At 46.0% G+C, this 20,066-nt stretch carries 20 protein-coding genes and 4 pseudogenes; 15 read left to right on the top strand and 9 right to left on the bottom strand.

Annotated features, from left to right (window positions below):
• Nucleotides 1-229 precede the first annotated feature (229 nt).
• The gene (locus GN277_RS27590; RefSeq protein ID WP_244325016.1) at nt 230-3,514 is read left to right on the top strand and encodes an antirestriction protein ArdA; all 3,285 of its coding nucleotides are present in this window, start codon (nt 230-232) and stop codon (nt 3,512-3,514) included.
• 4 nt (nt 3,515-3,518) lie between these two features.
• Here GN277_RS27590 and GN277_RS27595 read toward each other — a convergent pair.
• Nucleotides 3,519-4,665 (bottom strand): IS3 family transposase gene (locus GN277_RS27595; RefSeq protein ID WP_244325017.1). Its coding sequence is split into 2 segments (ribosomal slippage): nt 3,519-4,413 and nt 4,412-4,665, totalling 1,149 coding nucleotides; the frame shifts between segments, so codons are not numbered across the junction.
• Between the two features lie 73 nt (nt 4,666-4,738).
• On the opposite strand from GN277_RS27595, the pseudogene GN277_RS27600 reads away from it, so the two are divergent.
• The 4 genes and pseudogenes from GN277_RS27600 to GN277_RS27615 all read left to right on the top strand — a co-directional run.
• Nucleotides 4,739-5,785, top strand: a pseudogene (locus tag GN277_RS27600) (YodL domain-containing protein); the annotation flags it as partial.
• Between the two features lie 3 nt (nt 5,786-5,788).
• Nucleotides 5,789-6,742 carry a hypothetical protein gene (locus GN277_RS27605; protein ID WP_159757349.1) on the top strand — a complete coding sequence of 318 codons (954 nt, stop codon included), beginning with the start codon at nt 5,789-5,791 and terminating at the stop codon, nt 6,740-6,742.
• Nucleotides 6,739-6,951, top strand: a complete 213-nt coding sequence (locus GN277_RS27610) for a transposon-transfer assisting family protein (RefSeq protein WP_456300604.1) — start codon at nt 6,739-6,741, stop codon at nt 6,949-6,951. Before GN277_RS27605 ends, GN277_RS27610 begins: the two co-directional genes overlap by 4 nt.
• Nucleotides 6,948-7,313: a cysteine-rich VLP domain-containing protein gene (locus tag GN277_RS27615; protein WP_002585089.1), complete on the top strand. Its 366-nt coding sequence runs from the start codon at nt 6,948-6,950 to the stop codon at nt 7,311-7,313. Before GN277_RS27610 ends, GN277_RS27615 begins: the two co-directional genes overlap by 4 nt.
• Before the next feature lie 169 nt (nt 7,314-7,482).
• Here GN277_RS27615 and GN277_RS27620 read toward each other — a convergent pair whose 3' ends face one another.
• From GN277_RS27620 to GN277_RS27635, 4 genes and pseudogenes are all read right to left on the bottom strand, one after another.
• A complete protein-coding gene (locus tag GN277_RS27620; RefSeq protein ID WP_159757355.1) occupies nt 7,483-8,130 on the bottom strand; it encodes a hypothetical protein in 648 nt (215 codons plus the stop codon).
• Between the two features lie 60 nt (nt 8,131-8,190).
• A pseudogene (locus GN277_RS27625) lies at nt 8,191-9,533 on the bottom strand (relaxase/mobilization nuclease domain-containing protein).
• Nucleotides 9,494-9,823 (bottom strand): plasmid mobilization protein, encoded by a 330-nt coding sequence (locus tag GN277_RS27630; protein ID WP_004081247.1) that lies wholly within the window; start codon nt 9,821-9,823, stop codon nt 9,494-9,496. Before GN277_RS27630 ends, GN277_RS27625 begins: the two are co-directional and overlap by 40 nt.
• Nucleotides 9,824-10,085: 262 nt before the next feature.
• A complete protein-coding gene (locus GN277_RS27635) occupies nt 10,086-10,439 on the bottom strand; it encodes a helix-turn-helix transcriptional regulator (protein ID WP_009447119.1) in 354 nt (117 codons plus the stop codon).
• A gap of 189 nt (nt 10,440-10,628) precedes the next feature.
• On the opposite strand from GN277_RS27635, the gene GN277_RS27640 reads away from it, so the two are divergent.
• The 10 genes and pseudogenes from GN277_RS27640 to GN277_RS30710 form a co-directional block, all read left to right on the top strand.
• Nucleotides 10,629-11,276 (top strand): TetR/AcrR family transcriptional regulator, encoded by a 648-nt coding sequence (locus GN277_RS27640; RefSeq protein WP_159752925.1) that lies wholly within the window; start codon nt 10,629-10,631, stop codon nt 11,274-11,276.
• A 109-nt stretch (nt 11,277-11,385) separates the two neighbouring features.
• The gene (locus GN277_RS27645; RefSeq protein WP_159757358.1) at nt 11,386-11,622 is read left to right on the top strand and encodes a hypothetical protein; all 237 of its coding nucleotides are present in this window, start codon (nt 11,386-11,388) and stop codon (nt 11,620-11,622) included.
• Nucleotides 11,623-11,636: 14 nt separating this feature from the next.
• Nucleotides 11,637-12,746: an ABC transporter transmembrane domain-containing protein gene (locus GN277_RS27650; RefSeq protein ID WP_244325018.1), complete on the top strand. Its 1,110-nt coding sequence runs from the start codon at nt 11,637-11,639 to the stop codon at nt 12,744-12,746.
• On the top strand, nt 12,743-13,318 hold the full coding sequence (locus tag GN277_RS30705; RefSeq protein WP_244325019.1) for an ATP-binding cassette domain-containing protein: 576 nt from the start codon (nt 12,743-12,745) through the stop codon (nt 13,316-13,318). The genes GN277_RS27650 and GN277_RS30705 overlap by 4 nt, the downstream gene beginning before the upstream one ends.
• Nucleotides 13,319-13,835: 517 nt before the next feature.
• Nucleotides 13,836-14,276 carry an RNA polymerase sigma factor gene (locus tag GN277_RS27660; protein ID WP_159752929.1) on the top strand — a complete coding sequence of 147 codons (441 nt, stop codon included), beginning with the start codon at nt 13,836-13,838 and terminating at the stop codon, nt 14,274-14,276.
• Nucleotides 14,257-14,517 carry a helix-turn-helix domain-containing protein gene (locus GN277_RS27665; protein ID WP_002569189.1) on the top strand — a complete coding sequence of 87 codons (261 nt, stop codon included), beginning with the start codon at nt 14,257-14,259 and terminating at the stop codon, nt 14,515-14,517. Before GN277_RS27660 ends, GN277_RS27665 begins: the two co-directional genes overlap by 20 nt.
• Before the next feature lie 472 nt (nt 14,518-14,989).
• On the top strand, nt 14,990-15,157 hold the full coding sequence (locus tag GN277_RS27670; protein ID WP_244324802.1) for a transposon-encoded TnpW family protein: 168 nt from the start codon (nt 14,990-14,992) through the stop codon (nt 15,155-15,157).
• A gap of 100 nt (nt 15,158-15,257) precedes the next feature.
• Nucleotides 15,258-16,010, top strand: a complete 753-nt coding sequence (locus GN277_RS31930; RefSeq protein ID WP_204162866.1) for a recombinase family protein — start codon at nt 15,258-15,260, stop codon at nt 16,008-16,010.
• Entirely contained in the window at nt 15,986-16,792 is an 807-nt protein-coding gene (locus tag GN277_RS31935) for a DUF4368 domain-containing protein (protein ID WP_159757367.1), read from the top strand. The genes GN277_RS31930 and GN277_RS31935 overlap by 25 nt, the downstream gene beginning before the upstream one ends.
• A 719-nt stretch (nt 16,793-17,511) precedes the next feature.
• A pseudogene (locus GN277_RS30710) lies at nt 17,512-17,763 on the top strand (tyrosine-type recombinase/integrase); the annotation flags it as partial.
• Between the two features lie 402 nt (nt 17,764-18,165).
• On the opposite strand, the gene GN277_RS29635 reads toward GN277_RS30710, so the two are convergent.
• The 4 genes and pseudogenes from GN277_RS29635 to GN277_RS30715 form a co-directional block, all read right to left on the bottom strand.
• The gene (locus tag GN277_RS29635; RefSeq protein WP_204162867.1) at nt 18,166-18,351 is read right to left on the bottom strand and encodes a hypothetical protein; all 186 of its coding nucleotides are present in this window, start codon (nt 18,349-18,351) and stop codon (nt 18,166-18,168) included.
• A gap of 448 nt (nt 18,352-18,799) precedes the next feature.
• Nucleotides 18,800-19,192 carry a 30S ribosomal protein S9 gene (gene rpsI, locus GN277_RS27690; protein WP_159752933.1) on the bottom strand — a complete coding sequence of 131 codons (393 nt, stop codon included), beginning with the start codon at nt 19,190-19,192 and terminating at the stop codon, nt 18,800-18,802.
• 26 nt (nt 19,193-19,218) lie between these two features.
• Nucleotides 19,219-19,648, bottom strand: a pseudogene (gene rplM / locus GN277_RS27695) (50S ribosomal protein L13).
• 191 nt (nt 19,649-19,839) lie between these two features.
• Nucleotides 19,840-19,971, bottom strand: coding sequence for a M15 family metallopeptidase (locus GN277_RS30715; RefSeq protein ID WP_244325020.1), 132 nt, complete (start codon nt 19,969-19,971; stop codon nt 19,840-19,842).
• Nucleotides 19,972-20,066 lie beyond the last annotated feature (95 nt).

Below are 20,066 nucleotides of genomic sequence, written 5' to 3' on the forward strand. Positions count from 1 at the left end.
AGCAAGCATAGGAAGCGGGTACCCACTTCCGTAAATCCCTGTCCTGCCGCTGACGCGCCGGACGGGGATTTTGCTTGTTGGGAAGTTTCCCAAACCCTCTTTTTGCGGAGGGCTTCACCCTCTGAAAATTTTCATAAATCTTTGGCAGAAATGCGGGTGTGCCGTAGTAGGCTATGCAGCCAAAAAATGCAGCTTGTGACGCTGACGCAGAGAAAGGAGGTTTTCATTTATGGCAAGTTTACGGGACACCGTAAAGGACTATCAAGACGAGCTTAGGGACGGTATCGCATGGGTAGCGTTCTGGAAACAGGGGCGTTCATGGAACGCGGAATATTTTCATCTTGATATGGACGACACCCTCTACCCGGAGGACAGGAGCCGGTTAGAGGAAATCAAAAGCACCGACCCCGCCGCCGTTATCTTAAACGGCTATTACTGCGGGCATTTAGGCGAGGACATGAGCCTTGACGAGCTGACCGCCGGAGTGCGCTACCACTACGAAAACAGCATGAACGACATTGACGGTTTTATCGGGGCGCATGACGACAGGCTTCCCCCGGAGGTTATCGAGGAAGCGAGAGCCGCCGCCCATGAAGCGGGGCTTCCCTTTTCCGAAAAGCCCTACCGGGACGGTGAGGATTTTAACCCCTATGTATTTGACGGGAGCATGAGCATTGAAGATTACGAGCTTATGCACCGCATGATGAACGAAGAAAGGAGCGAACAAATGGCAGAACCGATTTTAAGCGGCTATCTTTCCAATCTTGGAAAGTACACCGAGGGCAGACCCGCGGGCGAATGGGTGACGTTCCCCACGACTGCCGAACATCTGAAAGAAGTCTTTGACCGTATCGGGATTGACTTCAAGCACTATGAGGAATGGCATTTCACAGAATTTCAATCCCCTATCCCCGGCTTGACGGAACATTTAAGCGAGTATTCCCACCCCGACGAGCTGAACTATTTAGGAAAGCTCTTGGAAATGCAGTTTGACGACGACCGGGAGAAATTCATTGCAGCCATTGAATACGGCGACCATGCCGACAGCTTACAGGACATCATCAACCTTGCACAGAACCTTGACTGCTACTGGCTTTATCCGTCCGTCCACAGTGAAGAAGAATACGGGCATTATCTGGTTGACGAACTGGAAGAACCGGAGCTATCCGACGAAGTGAAACGGTATTTCATGTATGAGGAATACGGGCGGGACGCTTCCATTAACGACGACGGTATGTTTACCGAAAAGGGCTATATCTACAACAACCGCAACACCTTTACAGAATGGTACGACGGGCGCGACGTGCCGCAGGAATACCGGGTAACGCCGCAGCCCCCGCAGCCAGAACGCCCCGACCCGGAAAAAGAAGATTTTGACGCTGCCGCAATGCAGCCCGCCCTTGCTGCCGAACCGCGCCCGGTTATCCCGATTATCCCTACCGCCGACACTTCCGACGGGAAGCTGAAAGAGATTGCCGCCCACCTGGAACGCGGCATTACAGAACTGTTTGACAGTGAACGCTATGCGGACTATCTGCGCGTCATGTCAAAGTTTCCAACGTACAGCTTGCGGAACACCGTCTTAATCGCCATGCAAGCCCCCGACGCTACCCATGTCATGGGCTTCAACGCATGGAAAGACCCGCTTATCAACCGCCATGTAAAGGCAGATGAAAAGGGAATACGGATTATCGCCCCTACCGAAAAGACCATACGGAAGCAGGTAGAAAAACTTGACCCGGACACGCAGCAGCCCATAATCGGCGCGGACGGAAAGCCCGTCACCGAAGTACAGGAAATCAAGATACCAAAGTTTATTGTCGTTTCTGTCTTTGACGTGGCGCAGACCGAGGGAAAGGAGCTGCCCACCCTTGCCGCCGAGCTGACGGGCAATGTGGAACAGTACCCGGATTTTTTTGCCGCCCTTGAAAAAACGTCGCCCTTTGCCGTTGGCTTTGACGAACTGACAGGCAGCATAAAAGGACGCTGCAACTATGAGGAAAGAAAAATCATCATCAACGAGGGCATGAGCGAATTACAGAATATCAAGACTGCTATCCATGAAATCGCCCATGCAACGCTACATGATACCGCTATCGACGCGCCGGAACGCCCCGACCGTCGCACCCGCGAGGTACAGGCTGAAAGTATCGCCTTTACCGTCTGCCAACATTACGGGCTTGACACGTCGGATTATTCCTTCGGCTATGTCGCCGGGTGGAGCAGCGGACGGGAGCTTGCCGAGCTGAAAAGCTCTCTTGAAATCATCAAAAGCACCGCTGCAAAGCTGATTGAAGCCATTGACGGACATTTTGCGGAAATCCAAAAGGAACAGGCAAAAGGACAGGCACAGGCGCAGCCCGAAGCAGTAACAGAGCCGCCGGACCCCCCCGCGCCGGAGCAGCCCGAAGCAGCCCCGCAGAAACAAGCGGACACAGCACAGGAAACCCGCAGCGAAGCCCCACAGGAAACCGCCACAGCACAGGAAACGCAGCAAGCCGCCGCCCCCTACTATTCTATCAACGAAACCGCCGCCCGCCGCGCAAAGGATATGAGCAGCTTTTACGATTACAAACCGGGCAGCGCAACGGCAGAATACCGCAGCTACATTGACGAAGCCGTACAAATCGCGGAACGGCAGAAAAAACGTGTTGACCCTATGTACCATGAAAAGATTGACAGTCTGCTTGACACTTATGCCCGGAAACTGGCGGCGAATATGAACAAGGGCTATGAAATTGCGGGGCGCGTTCCCTCTATCTTGATTGCCGGAGGTTCCAACTTCCCCACAAGGAAGAAAGAAAAGCAGAACGCCGCCACCGACCGGAATATGCAGGAATACCGGGACATACAGGGCTTGCTTGATAAAATCCGCAGCACAGGAATGGGCGGTATCAGCGCGGACGACCCGCAAGCAGTCGAGAAACTTCAAAAGAAACTTGCGGGACTGGAAAAATCACAGGAAACCATGAAAGCAGTCAACGCCTATTACCGCAAGCATAAGACCCTTGACGGTTGCCCGCATTTACCGCCGGAGCAGCTTGAAAAGCTGAAAGCCGATATGTCGAGCCAATGGCACTTGGGGGATAAGCCTTTCGCGACATGGGCGTTATCCAACAACAACGCAGAAATCCGGCGCGTCAAAGACCGCATTAAATCCCTCTCACAGACAAAAGAAATCGGTTTTGTCGGTTGGGAGTTTGAGGGCGGCAGAGTGGAAGCAAACACCGAAGCAAACCGTCTGCAAATCTTTTTTGACGGGAAGCCCGACGAAGCGACGCGGACAGAACTGAAAAGCAATGGTTTTCGGTGGTCACCCAAAGCCGAAGCATGGCAGCGGCAGCTAACCAATAATGCCTATTATGCGGCAGACTATGTGAAATCCATTCAGCCCCTTACCGGGGAAAAGCCCACTGATTTACTGCGGGCGCATATCCGCAGCCAAAAGGAAGCGGCACAGGCGCAGCCCCCACAGGAGTGGATCTATGTCAATACTTTAGACAAAAAAAGTTGAAAGATTATGCTGTGAGTTCCTCATCCTCCTTTTGCTGTGGTGTCAGATAACCGATAGAGCTATGGATCCGTTTACGGTTATACCAGCCCTCTATGTATTTAAAGATTGCTCTGCGAGCTTCCCTTAAATCCTGGTAAGTATGAAGATAGATTTCTTCCTTTTTCAGTACGGAATGGAAAGATTCCATACAGGCATTATCGTATGGATTTCCCTTACGACTAAATGAATGCAGGATTCCTTTACTGCCCAGGCAGTCTTCAAATGCCTGGCTCGTATACTGACTTCCAAGATCACTATGAAGGATGATCCCCTCGGTATCCCTGACATTCAGGCATGCGTTTTCTACCGCTTTAACCGCCAGTTCCGCCGTCATAGATGTGCCATAGGCATACCCTATAATCTTTCGGCTGCACAGATCCATGACAGAAGCCAGATAGGTCCATCCTTCTTTCTGTACATGGATGTAAGTGATATCCGTACACCATTTCTGGTTGATGGTCTCCGTCCCAAAATCACGCCTCAGGATATTTTTCTTATCCTCCGGGATGCTGCCATGGTTGGCATGATGATTGTACTTCTTTACTACGATAGAGCGCAGTCCCTGCTCTGCCATATGCCTCTGCACCCTCTTGACGCTGCAAGGTGTACCATTATCATTCAGCACACGGCATATTTTGACAGCCCCATACCTTTGTTTTGAGTCATCATATGCCTGTTTCACTTTCCTGCCGAATTCCGCATATGCCTTCTGCTTATTTGAGGGTACACAAACCAGAGCCTTGTAATAGGTACTCCTTGGGAATTTCAGAGCGCTGCAAAGCTGAGATACACAGTAGCGGGTTAAGTTGTTCTGGATAAAGGAAACAATCTCGGCTATTGTTCTTTCGCGAATATGGCGGTCGCTTTTTTAATATTTCATTCTCAATCTTAAGGCGTTGGATTTCTTTCTGGAGAGCCTTATACTCCTTAAGGGTGACCGTCTCCTCCCCGGATACTTTGATGGGGGAGAGCTGTTTTACCCAGTTGCTGAGTGTGCTTCGATTTACGCCATATTCACGCTCCAGTTGCGGATACGAGGTTCCTCCGGCATTATACAGATCCACGATCTGCTGCTTGAATTCCGGAGTGTAAGATTTCTGGTTTTTCGCCATGTAAAACATCTCCTTTGCTTTTTCACTTGATAGTATAGGTTGTTCAACTTTTCCTGTCCACACTTATATACTAACACCAGAGTACATCTATCAAGTACACGCGAACCCCCGAAGCGACAGCCGGGAAAATCTTTCTATTCTGCAAGCATACGTTCCACAGGAGGACGGGAAAGCCAAAATAGGCGACGTTCTGTATATCGGCACACCCGAAAAATGCCGCGAGCTTATGGGGCAACTGAACGCCGGGGAACTGACACAGGCAGAGGTAAAAGAACTTTACGCAAAGGCACAGGAAACGGCGCAGACCGCCGGACAGGACAAAGACACCTTTTCCATTTACCAGATAAAGGGCGGGGACGAAACAAGGGACTTGCGCTTTGAGCCATACGACCGCCTGCAGGCGGCGGGAAATGTGGTTGACAGGGCGAACTATGAGCTTGTCTATTCCGCGCCCCTTGCGCCGGAAACTTCCCTTGAAGATATTTACGCCCGTTTCAATATCGACCACCCCAAAGATTTTAAGGGACACAGCCTTTCCGTTTCGGACGTGGTAGTGCTTCATCAGGACGGACAGGACGCGGCGCATTTCGTTGATAGCGTAGGCTTCCGGGAAGTGCCGGAGTTTTTACAGGAGCAAAAGCAGCTTACCCCGGACGACTTGGAAACGGGCGAAACTATCAAAACACCGAGGGGGACTTTCCATGTGACCGCTATGAGCCGGGAGCAGATAGAAGCCGCCGGATATGGCTTTCACCACCAGTCGGACGACGGAAAGTATCTGATTATGGGGAATGGGACGCGGGCGTTTGCCGTTGCCGCAGAACAGGCGCAGCGGGACAATCCCTTGAAAACCGCCGAGCAGACCACAGAGCAGAACGGGAACATGATTGACGGTATCATCAACAACACCCCCACCGTTGACGAACTGGAAGCAAAGGTAAAGGCGGGCGAGCAGATTTCCCTTGTTGACCTGGCTAATGCTGTCAAAGCCGACAAGGAGCGCGGCAAGGGAGCGAAGCCGGAAAAGAAGCCCTCTATCCGGGCGCAGCTTAGAGCCGACAAGGAAAAGGCGCAGAAGAAAAACGCAAAGCAGAAGTCACAGGACTTGGAAAGGAGCTGACCCATGCCGGAACAGAGCAGATTTGAAAACGTGGACGTGACCGCTTCCCTTGAAGCGATTATGAAGCAGAATACAGGCTTTTACCAGAGCGACTTGGAGATTGACAAGGAGATTATCGCAAAGGCGGCGGCAAGCCCCCACAGGGAGGACAAGACCCTTTTGTGGTTCTGCCGCCCGTCTGGGACGCATTGCTTCCGGGAGCGCGACGTTTTCCTAAAGGACACCGCGCCCCACAATACATGGCGTTTCTACATGGAGCAGACAAGCGACCGCGTACTTGCCTATGCAATCGAGCTGACGGGCAAGGAGCGCGGGAAAATCAAGGGCAATCTGTACGAACTGGACTACGCTAAACATTATGAGCGTGTCAAGGAAAAGGAGCTGCCCGCCGATACGGTGAAGCTGATTTATGAGCATGGGGAAAGGGTACAGGAAGCCGGGAGATATTTTGACGGAACCCCAGACCCGCAGCTTGGGAAGTTTGAACACTTTGAAGCCCTACCCAACGACCCGGACGCGTTGCAAGCTATTTTACAGGAAGAACGGCGCAGCCGGGAGCAGCTTTCGCCGGGGGACTTCAAGGCGCATATCGCAGCCTTGCGGGACGGACTGATTGAAACGGAAGCGCGGCGCATTGTGCGGGAAATGAAGCGGCACGACACGCCGAACAGCCCGAACAAGACCCATTTCATGTCAGAGCTTTCCCCGGCGTTCATGCGGCTTGCGGGGACAAAGGACACTGACCGCCTTTTCTCCATGCTGCCCTACAAGACACTTTCCTTTTCCAAAATCGAGGGCAGACATGGGACGTATGCGCTAATTGACAAGGGGGAGAACCGGGACAGAGAGATAAGGAAGCCCCGCCCCTCTATCCGGGCGCAGCTTAAAGCAGACAAGGCAAAGACCGCCCCGAAAAAGGCGGTGGCGAAAACAAAAAATCACGATATGGAGGTATGAGCATGATTAGACTGACTGTTGAAGAAACAAACCTTTTGAGCATTTACAACGAGGGCGGCAAGCGGGCTTTGATTGAGAATGTCAACGCCGCGCTGCCCTACATGGACGCGGATATGCGGGAGCTTGCAAAGCGCACCCTTTCCAAAGTGGACGCTTTGACCGAAGCGGAATTTGCAGAGCTTCCCATTTACGCCGCTGATGAAGCATGAACGGGGTTAAGCGGCTGACGCCGCCCCAAAGCCGGAAAGTAAACGCCCTTGTGCGCCGGACGTGCTGCAATTATGATAACGGGAACTGTATCTTACTGGACGACGGGGACGAGTGCGTATGTCCGCAGCTCATTTCCTATTCGCTTCTCTGCAAGTGGTTCCGGGTTGCGGTGCTTCCCGCCGACAGGCTGCTTTATGCGGAGCTTTACCAGACAGGGGATAAGAAGAAATGTACCGAGTGCGGCGCGTTCTTTGCGTCAACCTCTAACAGCGTCAAATACTGCCCCGTCTGCCGGAAACGTATCACCCGCAGACAAGCCGCCGAGCGCATGAGGAAAAGACGCGCCCCTGTTACGCAGTAGGCGCGGAAAATCCCTTGATTTACAGGGCTTTCCGGGCGTGAAAATCAGAAAGGCGATACTTTATACCTTTACCCCCGAAAATGGCGTTCTACTGCGTAACATTCACGAAAACAGCACCCACAAAAAGACAGGGCGCGGAAGTCATATACTGGCTTCCGCGTCCTGTTCTTTATTTGGGAAACATATAAATGTATTGAACCACTGGATAATCATGTTTTGAATTTGGCATCCAAAAATTTATGTAGTATACGGTTTTTAATATGTCTGATAGAGAAAGGCTTTCAGAGTATTTAATATCATCTGTTTTTTCTTCAAAATCATTTATTGTGCCTAATTCATATCTTCCACTTCGATTGTTTATAAGATACAATTCGCATATCTCTTGTAAAGTTTTTTCTTCTAATGGAAGATGTAAATTTAACTGAAAAGCATATGAGGATTGTTCTGGTATATTAACAGGTAAATACAATTTGTCACCCGATATTTCATATATCTCATTCCATTCATAATCACTTTTTGAGGTATCAGCAATTTCAACATCTATCCTGTCTACTGGCTGTACTAAATTTGATTTATTAGTTATTGTAATAATTAGAGGTATATTCAAATATGCTTCATCTTCATTTATGACACATTCAATCATCCTATTCTTTTCAAATCCCTCTGAAAGAATTATGTTGATTTTATCGTATTTTACTTGATTATATACTGTAAAAATAAGTGTAGAAAATGATACAATCAGTGCAATTAGACTTATTACATTATAAAAAACTTGTGAACGCAAAATGTTTAATACTTTTTTTCCTTGATTTTTCACGTTACCCCTCTTTCCTAAAATCATTATAATGAATTTTTTTAAAAAATCTACACAAATATATCATCGTTCCGTTTCTTTTTCCCGTTCCGGCTGTCTGTCTGCCTGTAAAATGCTGTCAATGTTCTGCTTGATAATGTCATATTCCCGGACTTTCTTTTTCAGCTTCCCATAGTCGGCGTAAAGGGCTTCTTTCTGCGCTTGGAGGGCTTCATACTCCGATTGCAGCGCGGCGAGGTTCGGGAGCTTTGCAATGCCCGCCGCTTTCAGCGACCTTGCGGCGGCTTCATGGAGGATAATTGCCTGTTCCTGTCTGGCGCGGTATTTCTCCCTGTTCCTTGCCTTGCGGTATGCGTCATAGACGGGCTTTGTCTTTTGGTAGGTGGAAACATTCTTGATAAGCACCGCCATTTCCGCAAGCCGCTTTTCGGCGTTCTTCAATGCGTCTGCCGCCTGTCCGCTTTCCGCTGCCATTTCCTCTATCCGGCTGACTAAATCTGCGTACTGCTCAATCTTATGTTCCGTCAAGAAATTCATTGTTTTCGCTGCCTGTTTCAGATTATGGATTTTCGCCCACTGTTCATAGCCCTTACTCTGCGCCGCCTTGATACTGTTCTCAATGTCGATAAGCAGCGACACGCCGCGCTGTTCTCTGGGAGCTTTCACCGCTTTTGTCCGTCTGCCCGCTATCCGTTCCCTTATGGCTTCCTCTGTATAGTCTGCGCCGAGGGTTTTAAGGCGTGTGAAGCGTTCCTGTCCGGGGGCGCGGCATGACACATATTTCCCCGGCTTTATCTCATAGCCCGCCGCCTGTAACCGCGTTAGCAATTCCTCAAAACTGGAAACTTGGGGGATAAGCGCGTCAAGGGCGGTTTTCAGTTTGCCTTTCCAACTGGTACCCGTCTTTTCTGCCTGGTACTCCGCATAGCTCTTTCCCTTGCTGCCCTTGCCGGGAACGCCGACGGACAAGCCATTCTCCCGGCACAGCTTGTCGCTCATGTTCCGTATGCCGTAATAGCTCCTTTTGTTGGAATTGTATTTGTGGTGGTCTACGAAATTTACGGCGCAGAAAATAATGTGATTGTGGACGTGTCCTTTGTCAATGTGCGTCGTGAGTACATATTCATGCTGCCCCTTTGTTACCGCGTCGGCAAGCTGCTTTCCGATTTCATGGGCTTTCTGATAATCTACTTCCCCGGCTCAAAGGACTGTATCAGATGAAAGGCTAAATTGTTCCCCTTTTGGAGTGCTTGGGACAAGGTATATTCAAACTCAATATCTGCCGTTTCATAGGAGCAGCCGAAAGAGGACACAAGCATTTTCCCGTCTGTCTTGTCCGGGTTTTCGATATAGTCAAGGGCTTTGCTTAGAGTGCTTTTAATAGGCTTAATCTTTGTAACCGCCATATCTCCGCAAGCACCCCCTTTATTTCCTCTATGTCCTCTTGGTATGCGTTCCCCGTCGCGTTTACGCGGCGTGCTATCTGGTTGACGTTGACACCGATTTTCTGTATCTCTGCGGTCATTGCCTTAATGTCGCTATGGTCTATCTGAATGATGTACCCGTCAATGGCAATCTTCCGCAGATATGCCGCCATGTTCCGGGTGGGTACGAGCTTCATTTTTTCCAGTATTAAATCCCGTTCCGCTTCCGTCACTCTGAATTTGATTTGCACCGTCCTTTTCCGTCCGTCCATGTATTCGCTCCTTTCCTTTCCGTTCCGAGGGTTTGGGACACTTCCCAACAAGCCATTTTCAACCGACGCGCCGCAGCGGAGGGGGAAAATACGGAAGTGGGTACCCGCTTCCTATGCTTGCTACGAATGTTTTTATCCTTTAGGCTCTTATCCTCTACTACGGAGAAAAAGCGATTTTGCCAAACTTCCACAAAGAAAAACGCTGCAATCTCAAAAGATTACAACGCTCTCTAAATCCTGTTCAGTTTTAAGCCGGACATTCCTATTCGCCCTCTTTTTCGACTTCGGAAATCTCTTTTGCTGTTGCGGTCACAATCCGTATGCCCGTATCGCTCATACCGTCAAGGAGCGCGTCAAGCTGCCGCCGCTTTGTATCCTTTGCGGCGGGCGTGTCTAACAGGAATTGGTCTACGGATATATGGTAACGCTGTATCAGCTCAAAAAATATCTGTAAACTTGGGTGTTGCCCCTTGTTCTCAATGTTCGCAAGATAGCGCGGTGAGATAAACATTTCGTCGCCTACTTTCTTGCGGCTCTCCTTGCGCCCCTCACGCGCTGCCTTTATCGCTGCCCCAAAAGCCTTGAAGTCGTATTTTGGTACTGGTCTTTTTGCCATAATTATTCACCCTATTACATTCTACTGTTCACCTTTGCTTTTGGATATGCCTACACAGTTCTATTAGTTAGCCAAAATAAAACATATTATTCTGCTTTACAATTAAATACCGTCTGAATGTATCTTGACAAGCAGACGCAAAAAGAATATAATACATACCAAACGAATGAAATGGGAGGTGGTAGATACATGGCGCGTAATAAATATCCTGAAATAACCGTTGAAAAGATATTAGAAGTGTCACAGCGGTTATTCATGGAAAAAGGGTACGACAATACAACTATTCAAGATATTGTAAATGAACTTGGTGGATTGACTAAAGGAGCAATTTATCATCATTTCAAATCGAAAGAGGAAATTATTGACGCATTAGGGGGGAAACTCTTTTTTGACAACAATCCATTTGTTACCGTACAAAATCAGAAGAACCTAAATGGTTTAGAAAAAATGCGTGAAGTCATTAAGTTAAACCATGCAGATAATGATAGGACTGAACTTGGAAAACAGAGTATTCCTCTTTTGAAAAATCCCCGCTTGTTGGCTGAACTGGCTGATACAAACAGGAAATTGATTGCCCCTCTTTGGTTGCAACTTATTCAAGAGGGAATAGAGGACGGCTCTATCCAAACCGAGTATGCAAAAGAACTATCTGAACTTTTGCCATTACTTACAAATTTTTGGTTAATTCCCTCTGTCTATCCTGCAACCCCGGAAGAACTGCTTTCAAAGTTTGCATTTATTAAATATTTGTTAGATAGTATGAACTTGCCGATTATTGATGATGAAATTTTCGATATGGCACAGAATTACTTTGAACACTTAAACGTAGGCGAATAGATAAAATTGCCTTGCAAAAGGCAGTTTTATTTTCAAACTATACATTCATTCGTAAGGTATTATTTTTTCGACAGATACATACCGTCTTAATGTATGAAAGGAGAATACTATGTCAAATTTAGACCAAAAAATCGAAAATGCTGCAAACAAAATTGAAGTTGTCGCAAATGAAGCATGGAAAAAGCGGTCATTCCGCATTGTATCTAAGTCTATATCTGCTGCGGCAGAAATGGGTCTGATGATAGGGGCTGCACATTTATCCGAAGGCTATAAATCAGCCGCCACCTGTCTGTTTGGTTTAGGGGCAGTAGGACTTGCCTGCGATTTACTTTTTAACAGAAAATAGGAGGACACCGCTATATGATACGATACTTAAAACAATACAAATTTTTGCTTTTTCTTACCATATTATTTACTGCAATCAGTTCTCTATCTTATGTATTTATTGCTATCTTATTGCAACAAGTTATGGATATTGTAGATATGGGCGATATGGACGGCTTTATCAGAATACTACTCTTTTCTTTAGCCTACTTTGCACTTATGGGAGTATTCATGTACCTACAATCTTTGTTTAGCAAAAAATTTGTCTGTAAAATTATGAAAGCTGTCCGTTCTAAAACCTTTATAGGAATTGAACGGCACACGATAGAGGACTACTCTAAAAATAATACTGCTGATTATTTATCCGCAATTACGAATGATGTAAAAATGATTGAAGATAACTATTTACTTCCCCTGTTGCAAGTTATCCAATATACGATTATTTTTATAGCTTCCCTTGCTGTAATGATTTATTTTGACATTATCGTTACAGTCTGCGTGATTATCGCAATCGCTATCATGCTTATTGTACCCAGTCTATTCGGAGGACTACTCTCCAAACGACAGGATAAATATTCTGATATGCTATCCGATTTTACAAACCATGTAAAAGACCTGTTATCCGGTTTTGAGGTTATCAAGTCTTATCGAATGAAAAAATATGTCCTCTCACGATTTGAAATAAGTAACGAGGACACTATAAAAGCAAAATATTCTGTTGACAAGGCGATTGCAGCAAATGAAGCGGTTTCTATGGTGCTTGCGCTTCTTGTTCAAGTGGTTGTTGTTTTTCTTTCTGCATACTTCATTATTATTGGTCGTATCAGTGCAGGAGCCTTGTTAGGCATGGTACAGGTAAGCAGTAACCTTGCAAATCCATTACTGATTATTTTTAGCAATATTCCAAAAATCAAGAGTATAAAACCAATTACACAGAAGTTAAATAACCTTTCAGATTACAAAGAACAGGACACAAATACGAAAAAACCACCCTCTTTCAAAAAAATGATTTATGTAGATGATTTGCATTTTTCCTATGATAAAGAAAACGAAGTCATAAACGGTATTTCACTATCCATTGATAAAGGAAAAAATATGCTTTTGTCGGTAAAAGTGGGTGTGGAAAGTCTACGTTTATTAAGTTGATTGCCGGATATTACTCTAATTTCAAAGGTAATGTACTATATGACACAGATAGTCTTTCCGTTTTGGATATTGATAAAATAACTGCGCTATCGTCGGTCATTCATCAGAATGTTTATATGTTTGATGAGAGCATTTTTGATAATATTTGCCTACACGAAGATTTCAGTAAAGAAGAATTGCAATCCGTATTGTCTGATAGTGGTTTATCACAGTTTATTGAGCAAGTACCAAACGGACTTAAATATCACGTTGGAGAAAATGGAGATAACCTTTCCGGCGGACAGAAACAAAGAGCCGTAGCAAGAGCTTTAATTCGCAAGAAGCCACTGTTGATTTTAGACGAGGGTACGTCTGCTATTGATATGCAAACTGCGTATGATATTGAAAGTAGGCTATTGGCAATATCTGATTTAACGCTACTTACTATCACTCATAATATGAGCAGCGATATTCTTACACTCTATGACGAAATTGTATTTATGGCAGACGGAAAAATAATTGAACATGGCACATTTGAAGAACTTATTACTAAACACGCTGCATTTTATGACTTCTACCAACTAAAGAAGTAGGTATCTTTAGAGGAAAGTTTTTTTGAACTGTACACAATCCTTAAATAATATTATCTGCTCCCTTAACGGGGAAAGAAAAAAACCGTTAGAGGAGCAGATGTTTTTGTATGCCTTTTTACGCAATATCTAATCTATCGGCGGTTTTGAAATATCAAATCCGCCGTTTCTTTTTTATCTTCTCAAGGAATGACGCGGTATCACTGTTGAAATCGGCGGCTAAAGGAGGTAGCCGCCATGAAGCAAAAAGCATATCGACAAAATCCGACAGTTATTGACTTATCAAAAAAAGCCCGCCCACCACCGGGGAAACTACGCTTATATATATGAACTGTCTAATCATCTGAATACTGCTTACAATGCCTATGCGCCCGTCCGGGCTTTTCGGACGGGCGCATTTTGTACGTTCAAAAATTTTTGAAGAAATTTCAAAAAATCTTCGGCGTTTTTGAAAAACGCCGTATTGCCCGCGAAAAGGGGGAAGCACCACCAACTTTCCAACGAGAAAGGAGGTGAGAATGTGGAACCTAACAGCAGGGAGTTTTACAAACAGTGTGCTTTTCAGAAGTTTTGTAATACGGTATTGCACAATGAAGCGTGCGACACTCATAGAGAGCTTCGCAGACACAAGGCAAAGGAAGTGACCTTTTCCGACATGACCTTAGACGAAGCGCGACAGCTTCATACGTTTGATGAATATTTCAAACGGGAAACTGCCGAAACCGCCTTTGAGAAAGCCGGGAAGAAAATCACGCCAAAGCTGCTTCTTGAAGCAATCCGTACTTTGCCGGAAGAAAAGCGCAAAGCCATATTGCTGTATTACTTCGAGGGAATGAACGATACCGAGATTGCAGAACTGTTCAATACGTCGAGAAGCACGATACAGTACAGGCGGACAAGCTCTTTTGAGCTGCTAAGAAAATATCTGGAGGAAAATGCTGATGAATGGGACGAATGGTAACGAACCCGGCTACCCGGAAAACGCCCTTGTTCCCTATCCTGTCATTGTGGCAGCGACAAAGGGCGACCCGGACGCCATGAAGATTGTCTTGCAGCATTTCAGCGGCTACATAGCCCGCCTTTCCATGCGGAAGCTGTACGACGAGCGCGGGAACGTCTATTTCGGCGTAGACCACGACATTCGGGAACGGCTGCAAGCAAAACTGATGATGGCTGTCCTCACCTTTAAGGCAGAGGAATAACCGCAGCGGCGGGACGCTTTCTCTAACCCCTTTTCCGTTCCGCTGCTGACGCGGCAGCACAGCCATTTTGAACCTTGAAAAAGAAAGCGGCGCAAGATAACGGCGGCGCAGCATAGGGCAAATCGGATACGTTCCTTTTGCGCCGAGCCATACGGCGGGTGCGCCATGACGCTATCCGGGTGAGGTTATCCCCGCCCGGACAGCCGAGCGACCAACACCGCGCCGGAAAGCAAGTGTAGCGGCTTGCGGGCGACGACACGCAGAATATACAATGATACTTCCTTACAGCCACAGTCCGAGCGTTAAGAGCGTCGCAGGCAATGGGTAGGGCTGCATGAGAACCATGCGGGGGTGCAATTCCCATGAGGTTATGCTGATAACCGTCCGATTAAAGCCTTTGATTTATTGAATAGTGGACTTGCTGCTATTCATAGACTGTATTATATGTTTGCGAAAGAAAGGGGGATTTTCTTTGACGCAAAACCAAACGCCCGTTACCACAACGGAGCATAAAATAGGAAAAGTTACTTACCTTGTATGTTCGTCCGCAAGTGAACGCGCGACGGACACACTGGATAAAAAGATAAAAAAGCTCATTCGCAAAGACATGGAGCTGAACCCCACAAACGCCCGAAAATAGGGCGTTTCTTCACATTTTATACATGACACAGGCAGCGGTATGTGGTATAATATAGACAGTACAAATACCATGCTTGTCTGTCGTCGGAAAGGAGGACAAAATGTTACAGACAGACAAGATTACCGCTTTATATTGCAGATTGAGCCAGGAAGATATGCAAGCCGGGGAAAGCGAGAGCATACAGAACCAAAAGCTGATTTTACAAAAGTACGCTGACGAACACCACTTTTTCAATACGCGCTTTTTCGTAGACGACGGATTTTCCGGCGTGAGCTTTGAGCGTGAGGGGCTTCAAGCCATGCTGCATGAAGTTGAAGCCGGAAACGTGGCGACCGTCATAACAAAAGACCTTTCCCGTCTGGGACGTAATTATCTGAAAACCGGGGAGCTGATAGAGATTGTCTTTCCCGAATACGAAGTGCGCTACATTGCCATTAACGACGGTGTAGACACAGCAAGGGAAGATAACGAGTTTACCCCTCTGCGGAACTGGTTCAACGATTTTTATGCTAAAGACACAAGCAAAAAGGTGCGGGCAATCAAACGGGCGCAAGGACAGGCGGGGGAACACCTGACAAAGCCGCCCTATGGCTACATAGTAAGCCCTACGGACAAAAAGCAATGGATTGTAGACGAGGAAGCCGCCGCTGTGGTGAAACGGATTTTTGATTTATGTATCGGTGGGAAAGGTCCCATGCAGATAGCAAAAATCCTCAAAGAAGATAAGGTACTGACTGCCAAAGCCCACTACGCAAAGAAAAGGGAAAAGCTTTTTCCGAAAATCCCTATGATTGGAGGGATAGTACCATTGTTGGTATTTTGGAGCGTATGGACTACTGCGGACATACCGTAAATTTCAAAAGCTATTCCAAATCCCACAAATTGAAAAAGCGGATTCCAACCACAAAGGAGCAGCAGGCTATCTTTTTCAATACCCATGAAGCGATTGTAGAGGACGCCGTTTTTGAACGGGTGCAGGAACTAAGGGCAAACAAACGCCGCCCCACAAAGGCAGAGCGGCAAGGTTTATTTTCCGGCTTGGTATATTGTGCGGACTGTGGGAGTAAGCTACATTTCGCTACTTGTAAAAGTTTTAACGGTTCACAAGACCATTACCGCTGTGCAAAGTACAAGAGCAATACGGGAAGCTGTACGGCTCACTTTATCCGCGAGGAAGTGTTGAAGCAAATCGTATGGAGCAGGATATTTGACGTGACTGCCCTTTTCTTTGATGACATCATGGCTTTCCATGAAATGATGTATCATCAACGCTCCGCTGAAACAGAAAAGGAAATGAAGCGCAGGAAACGTGAGGTCGGACAGGCGAGGAAGCTGTCCGCAGAATATGAAGCGGAACAGCGGGAACTGGAAGAAAAGGTCAAGGCAGACCAGCAGGAAGTGGATACCTACGAACAGAACAAGAGCGATTTTGACAGCTTCGCCGCAATTATCCGCAAGTATGTGGGGATAAAGGAACTCACTCCCGCAATCGTCAATGAATTTATCAAGAAAATCATAGTCCATGCACCGGAAAAGGTGGACGGGAAACGAGTACAGAAAGTAGATATTGTTTTCAACTTTGTAGGGGAAATCAATTTCCTTTCTGCCACGCAACCGAAACGGCAAGGCGCATAGGAACTCGAAAAGACGGTACAGCCCCTGTAATTGGGGCTATACCGCCTAATCCGAAATTACTTCCCTCTAACCGTAAACATTTGATTTTCCGGGCTTTTTGAGCCGTTTTGATAAAATTTAACTCTTACATAGTTTCAAACCCTTATTTTCCGGCATTTTCAAGGCATTTGTTTATTACCTGTTTATTACCGGAAAAGTCTCATATGCTCCGCTATTGTTTTATTATACATCGGAATCATGATTTTTGTAATACTTTTTCCGGATTTTACAACTGTTCAAACTGAACGTGTTCAGACAGTCCAGAGAGATAGTGGTCGTCAATCGTCCTCACCATCTTCATTGTCAGTCAAGCCACCGACGACCACTCCGTTTTCATCCCATACGGTGAGAACCTCGTCTTTCGCTGCTGCCAGTACATTTTTTAATGTCTTTTATTCTTTGCACTCCTCTTTCTTGAACTCCGTTCCCTTGCCTAAATAGTATAACATGATTTCGTCCTCCTTACTTTTTCAGATATTTACATCCTCATGTTGATATATTCCGGATGCCGTATCTCGGAACTGCTCGACCTAAAGAAAGAACATGTCAACCTTGAGGAACGCTATTTCAATATCGTCTAGGCGAAAACCGCAGCCGGAATCCGTGTTGTTCCGATTGCTGACAAGGTTCTCCTATTTTTTGAATACTGATATGTACATAGCAAATGTGAATACCTCCTCTGCACCCCGGACGGCGGACATTTCATATACCGTAATTATTATGATTCGTACTGGTCTTCTTTGGTTGAGGTTCTAAACATCGACCACACGCCACACTTCACCCGGCACACCTGCATTTCAATGCTGACCGTCGCAGGTGTCGATGATAAGGTCATCAAAAAAATTGTCGGTCATAAAGGGCAGAGTGCGACGGAGGTTGTATATACCCACTTTGAAATTGAGGAACTAATCGACGCAATCAACAAGATATGACAACAGGCAGGTTCAAGCCTGCCTATTGTATGTTCTCACATTATCTCATATCGCCTCACACTATCCCACAAACGATTTTACCCTTGAACTCTCCGCCTTCTTATGGTATATTATAAATACAAAAAAAGACAACCGCCCACAAGGTGGGTTGACCAAATGAATAAAGATAGAAAAATCCACCCTTGCACTCGGTCAAAGTTTTGGGGTGGTTTTTCTATGTAGACCTACTTACAAAACGTAAAAACGAATGTAAGCAACGCCAAAAGGAACAGACCAAAGGTCATAATGTCCTTAAAATCAAAATGATTTTTCATAGGCATCACCCCCATTCTATAAAAATGAGAGGTCAGCCCACCCTGCAACACGGTTGTCATGTCGTATTTTATCATATTTTCTTATGTTCTACAATCTTTTATTTTTATGTGTCTTTCCAATTACCCGCCGAACCTCGGAAGTCTTTTCACAATGGATGCTCCTGCTGCCAGTCACATCATTTATGAATCCATCCTTGAGATATATGAAATATCCCTCCTCCTTTGAATAGGACATATCCTCAATCATATCATAATATTTTTCGGAACTTGCCACTTTTCCAACATGCGACGCTGCTCCTCATTGAATCCCTGCTTTTTCTTCCCGAACTTACTTTCCCCGGATGCAAGGTCATTACATATCAGTGCATAGAGATATTCGTTGACCGACATCCCGATTGCGGATGCTGCTGCCCGTATTCTTTCTTTTTCCCTATTGGTATTCTGAAATTTATCCGGTCGTAATGCTCTTTTGCGTGTTGGTTCTTATACTCTGTCCGGTTCACTGATACCGCCTCTTTTCCTGTTTTTTTGCATTATAACATTGTCGTGCGCACGACACAAGAAAAAGATTTTCTCATTTGTCACTTACCTGTTACTTACTTGTTACTTACCGTTGGAATTTTGTGTGATTTTGTGCTGTCTCATAAGAATTTCAGAATACAAGAAAACCCCGGAAACGCGCTGTTTCCGGGGAATGTCTCTCTTTGCAATATTCGCTTGAATTATCGCTTGCTGAACTGCGGAGCGCGACGAGCCGCCTTGAGGCCGTATTTCTTACGCTCTTTCATACGTGGATCACGTGTCAAATATCCTGCCTTCTTAAGCACCGGCCTGTAATCTGCATCTGCCTGAAGAAGCGCTCTTGCGATACCATGACGGATTGCGCCTGCCTGTCCTGTATATCCGCCGCCCTTTACATTAACAATAACGTCAAACTTGCCGTCTGTCTCTGTTGCAACCAGCGGCTGACGAACAACAACCTTCAATGTCTCTAATCCGAGATAATCATCGATATCTCTTTTATTTATCGTAACCTTACCTGTTCCTGGTACTAAATACACTCTTGCGATTGATTTTTTTCTTCTTCCTGTTCCGTAGAATCTTGCATTAGCCACTTTAATATCCTCCTCTCAACCTTCTCTTACAGTTTCAGTTCAACCGGCTTCTGAGCCTGCTGATTATGCTCTGGTCCGGCATATACATGAAGCTTCTTGATCATGGATCTTCCCAAAGGTCCTTTGGAAGCATACCCTTAACAGCAAGTTCAATCACTTTCTCCAGGCTTCTTGTCCATCATCTCTGCCAATGTAGTCTCCTTCATGCCTCCTACATAGTCAGAGTGATGGTAATAGATCTTCTGCTCCATCTTCTTGCCTGTTACCTTAATCTTTTCAGCATTGACAATTACTACATAATCGCCGGTATCAATATGCGGAGTAAATTCCGGCTTATTCTTACCTCTTAAAATCTTAGCCACTTCTGATGTGAGACGACCCAACGTACATCCCGCAGCATCAACTACATACCATTTTTCTTTCAATCTTATCTGGATTCGCCATATAAGTTTTCATCAGTCTACCTCCTGTGAAACATTAACATATTCATGATAATTATACGAAGACAATCTGCCCAAGGCAATTCTTACGCATATTATGGTATCGAAATCAATAAGGCTCCGGGGCTTTGGTTCCTCACTGTTTCTCTTTTTGTCATACTGTTAAGGTATATTATAAGTTGCCGCGTGTGTCAACCATTTTTGCTTCTATTTTATCAGCAGAATTTTACCCCAATTCTTCTCAAAATACTGATAATCGATAGGGTCTGTCCAATCCCGCCCATGTAAAAAGCCATACCTGGTAAAAATCTGATAACGAACATCCTCATGCCCAATCACTTATACGGCTCTCCGTTTGCCCTGTCGATAAACCGTTCCATCTCCGGATAGATTTCTCTGAAGCTTCCATCTGCATTGTACGCCACATAAGGATT

Origin of the sequence: Sporofaciens musculi (assembly GCF_009830285.1) — a bacterium.
GTDB lineage: Bacteria > Bacillota > Clostridia > Lachnospirales > Lachnospiraceae > Sporofaciens > Sporofaciens musculi.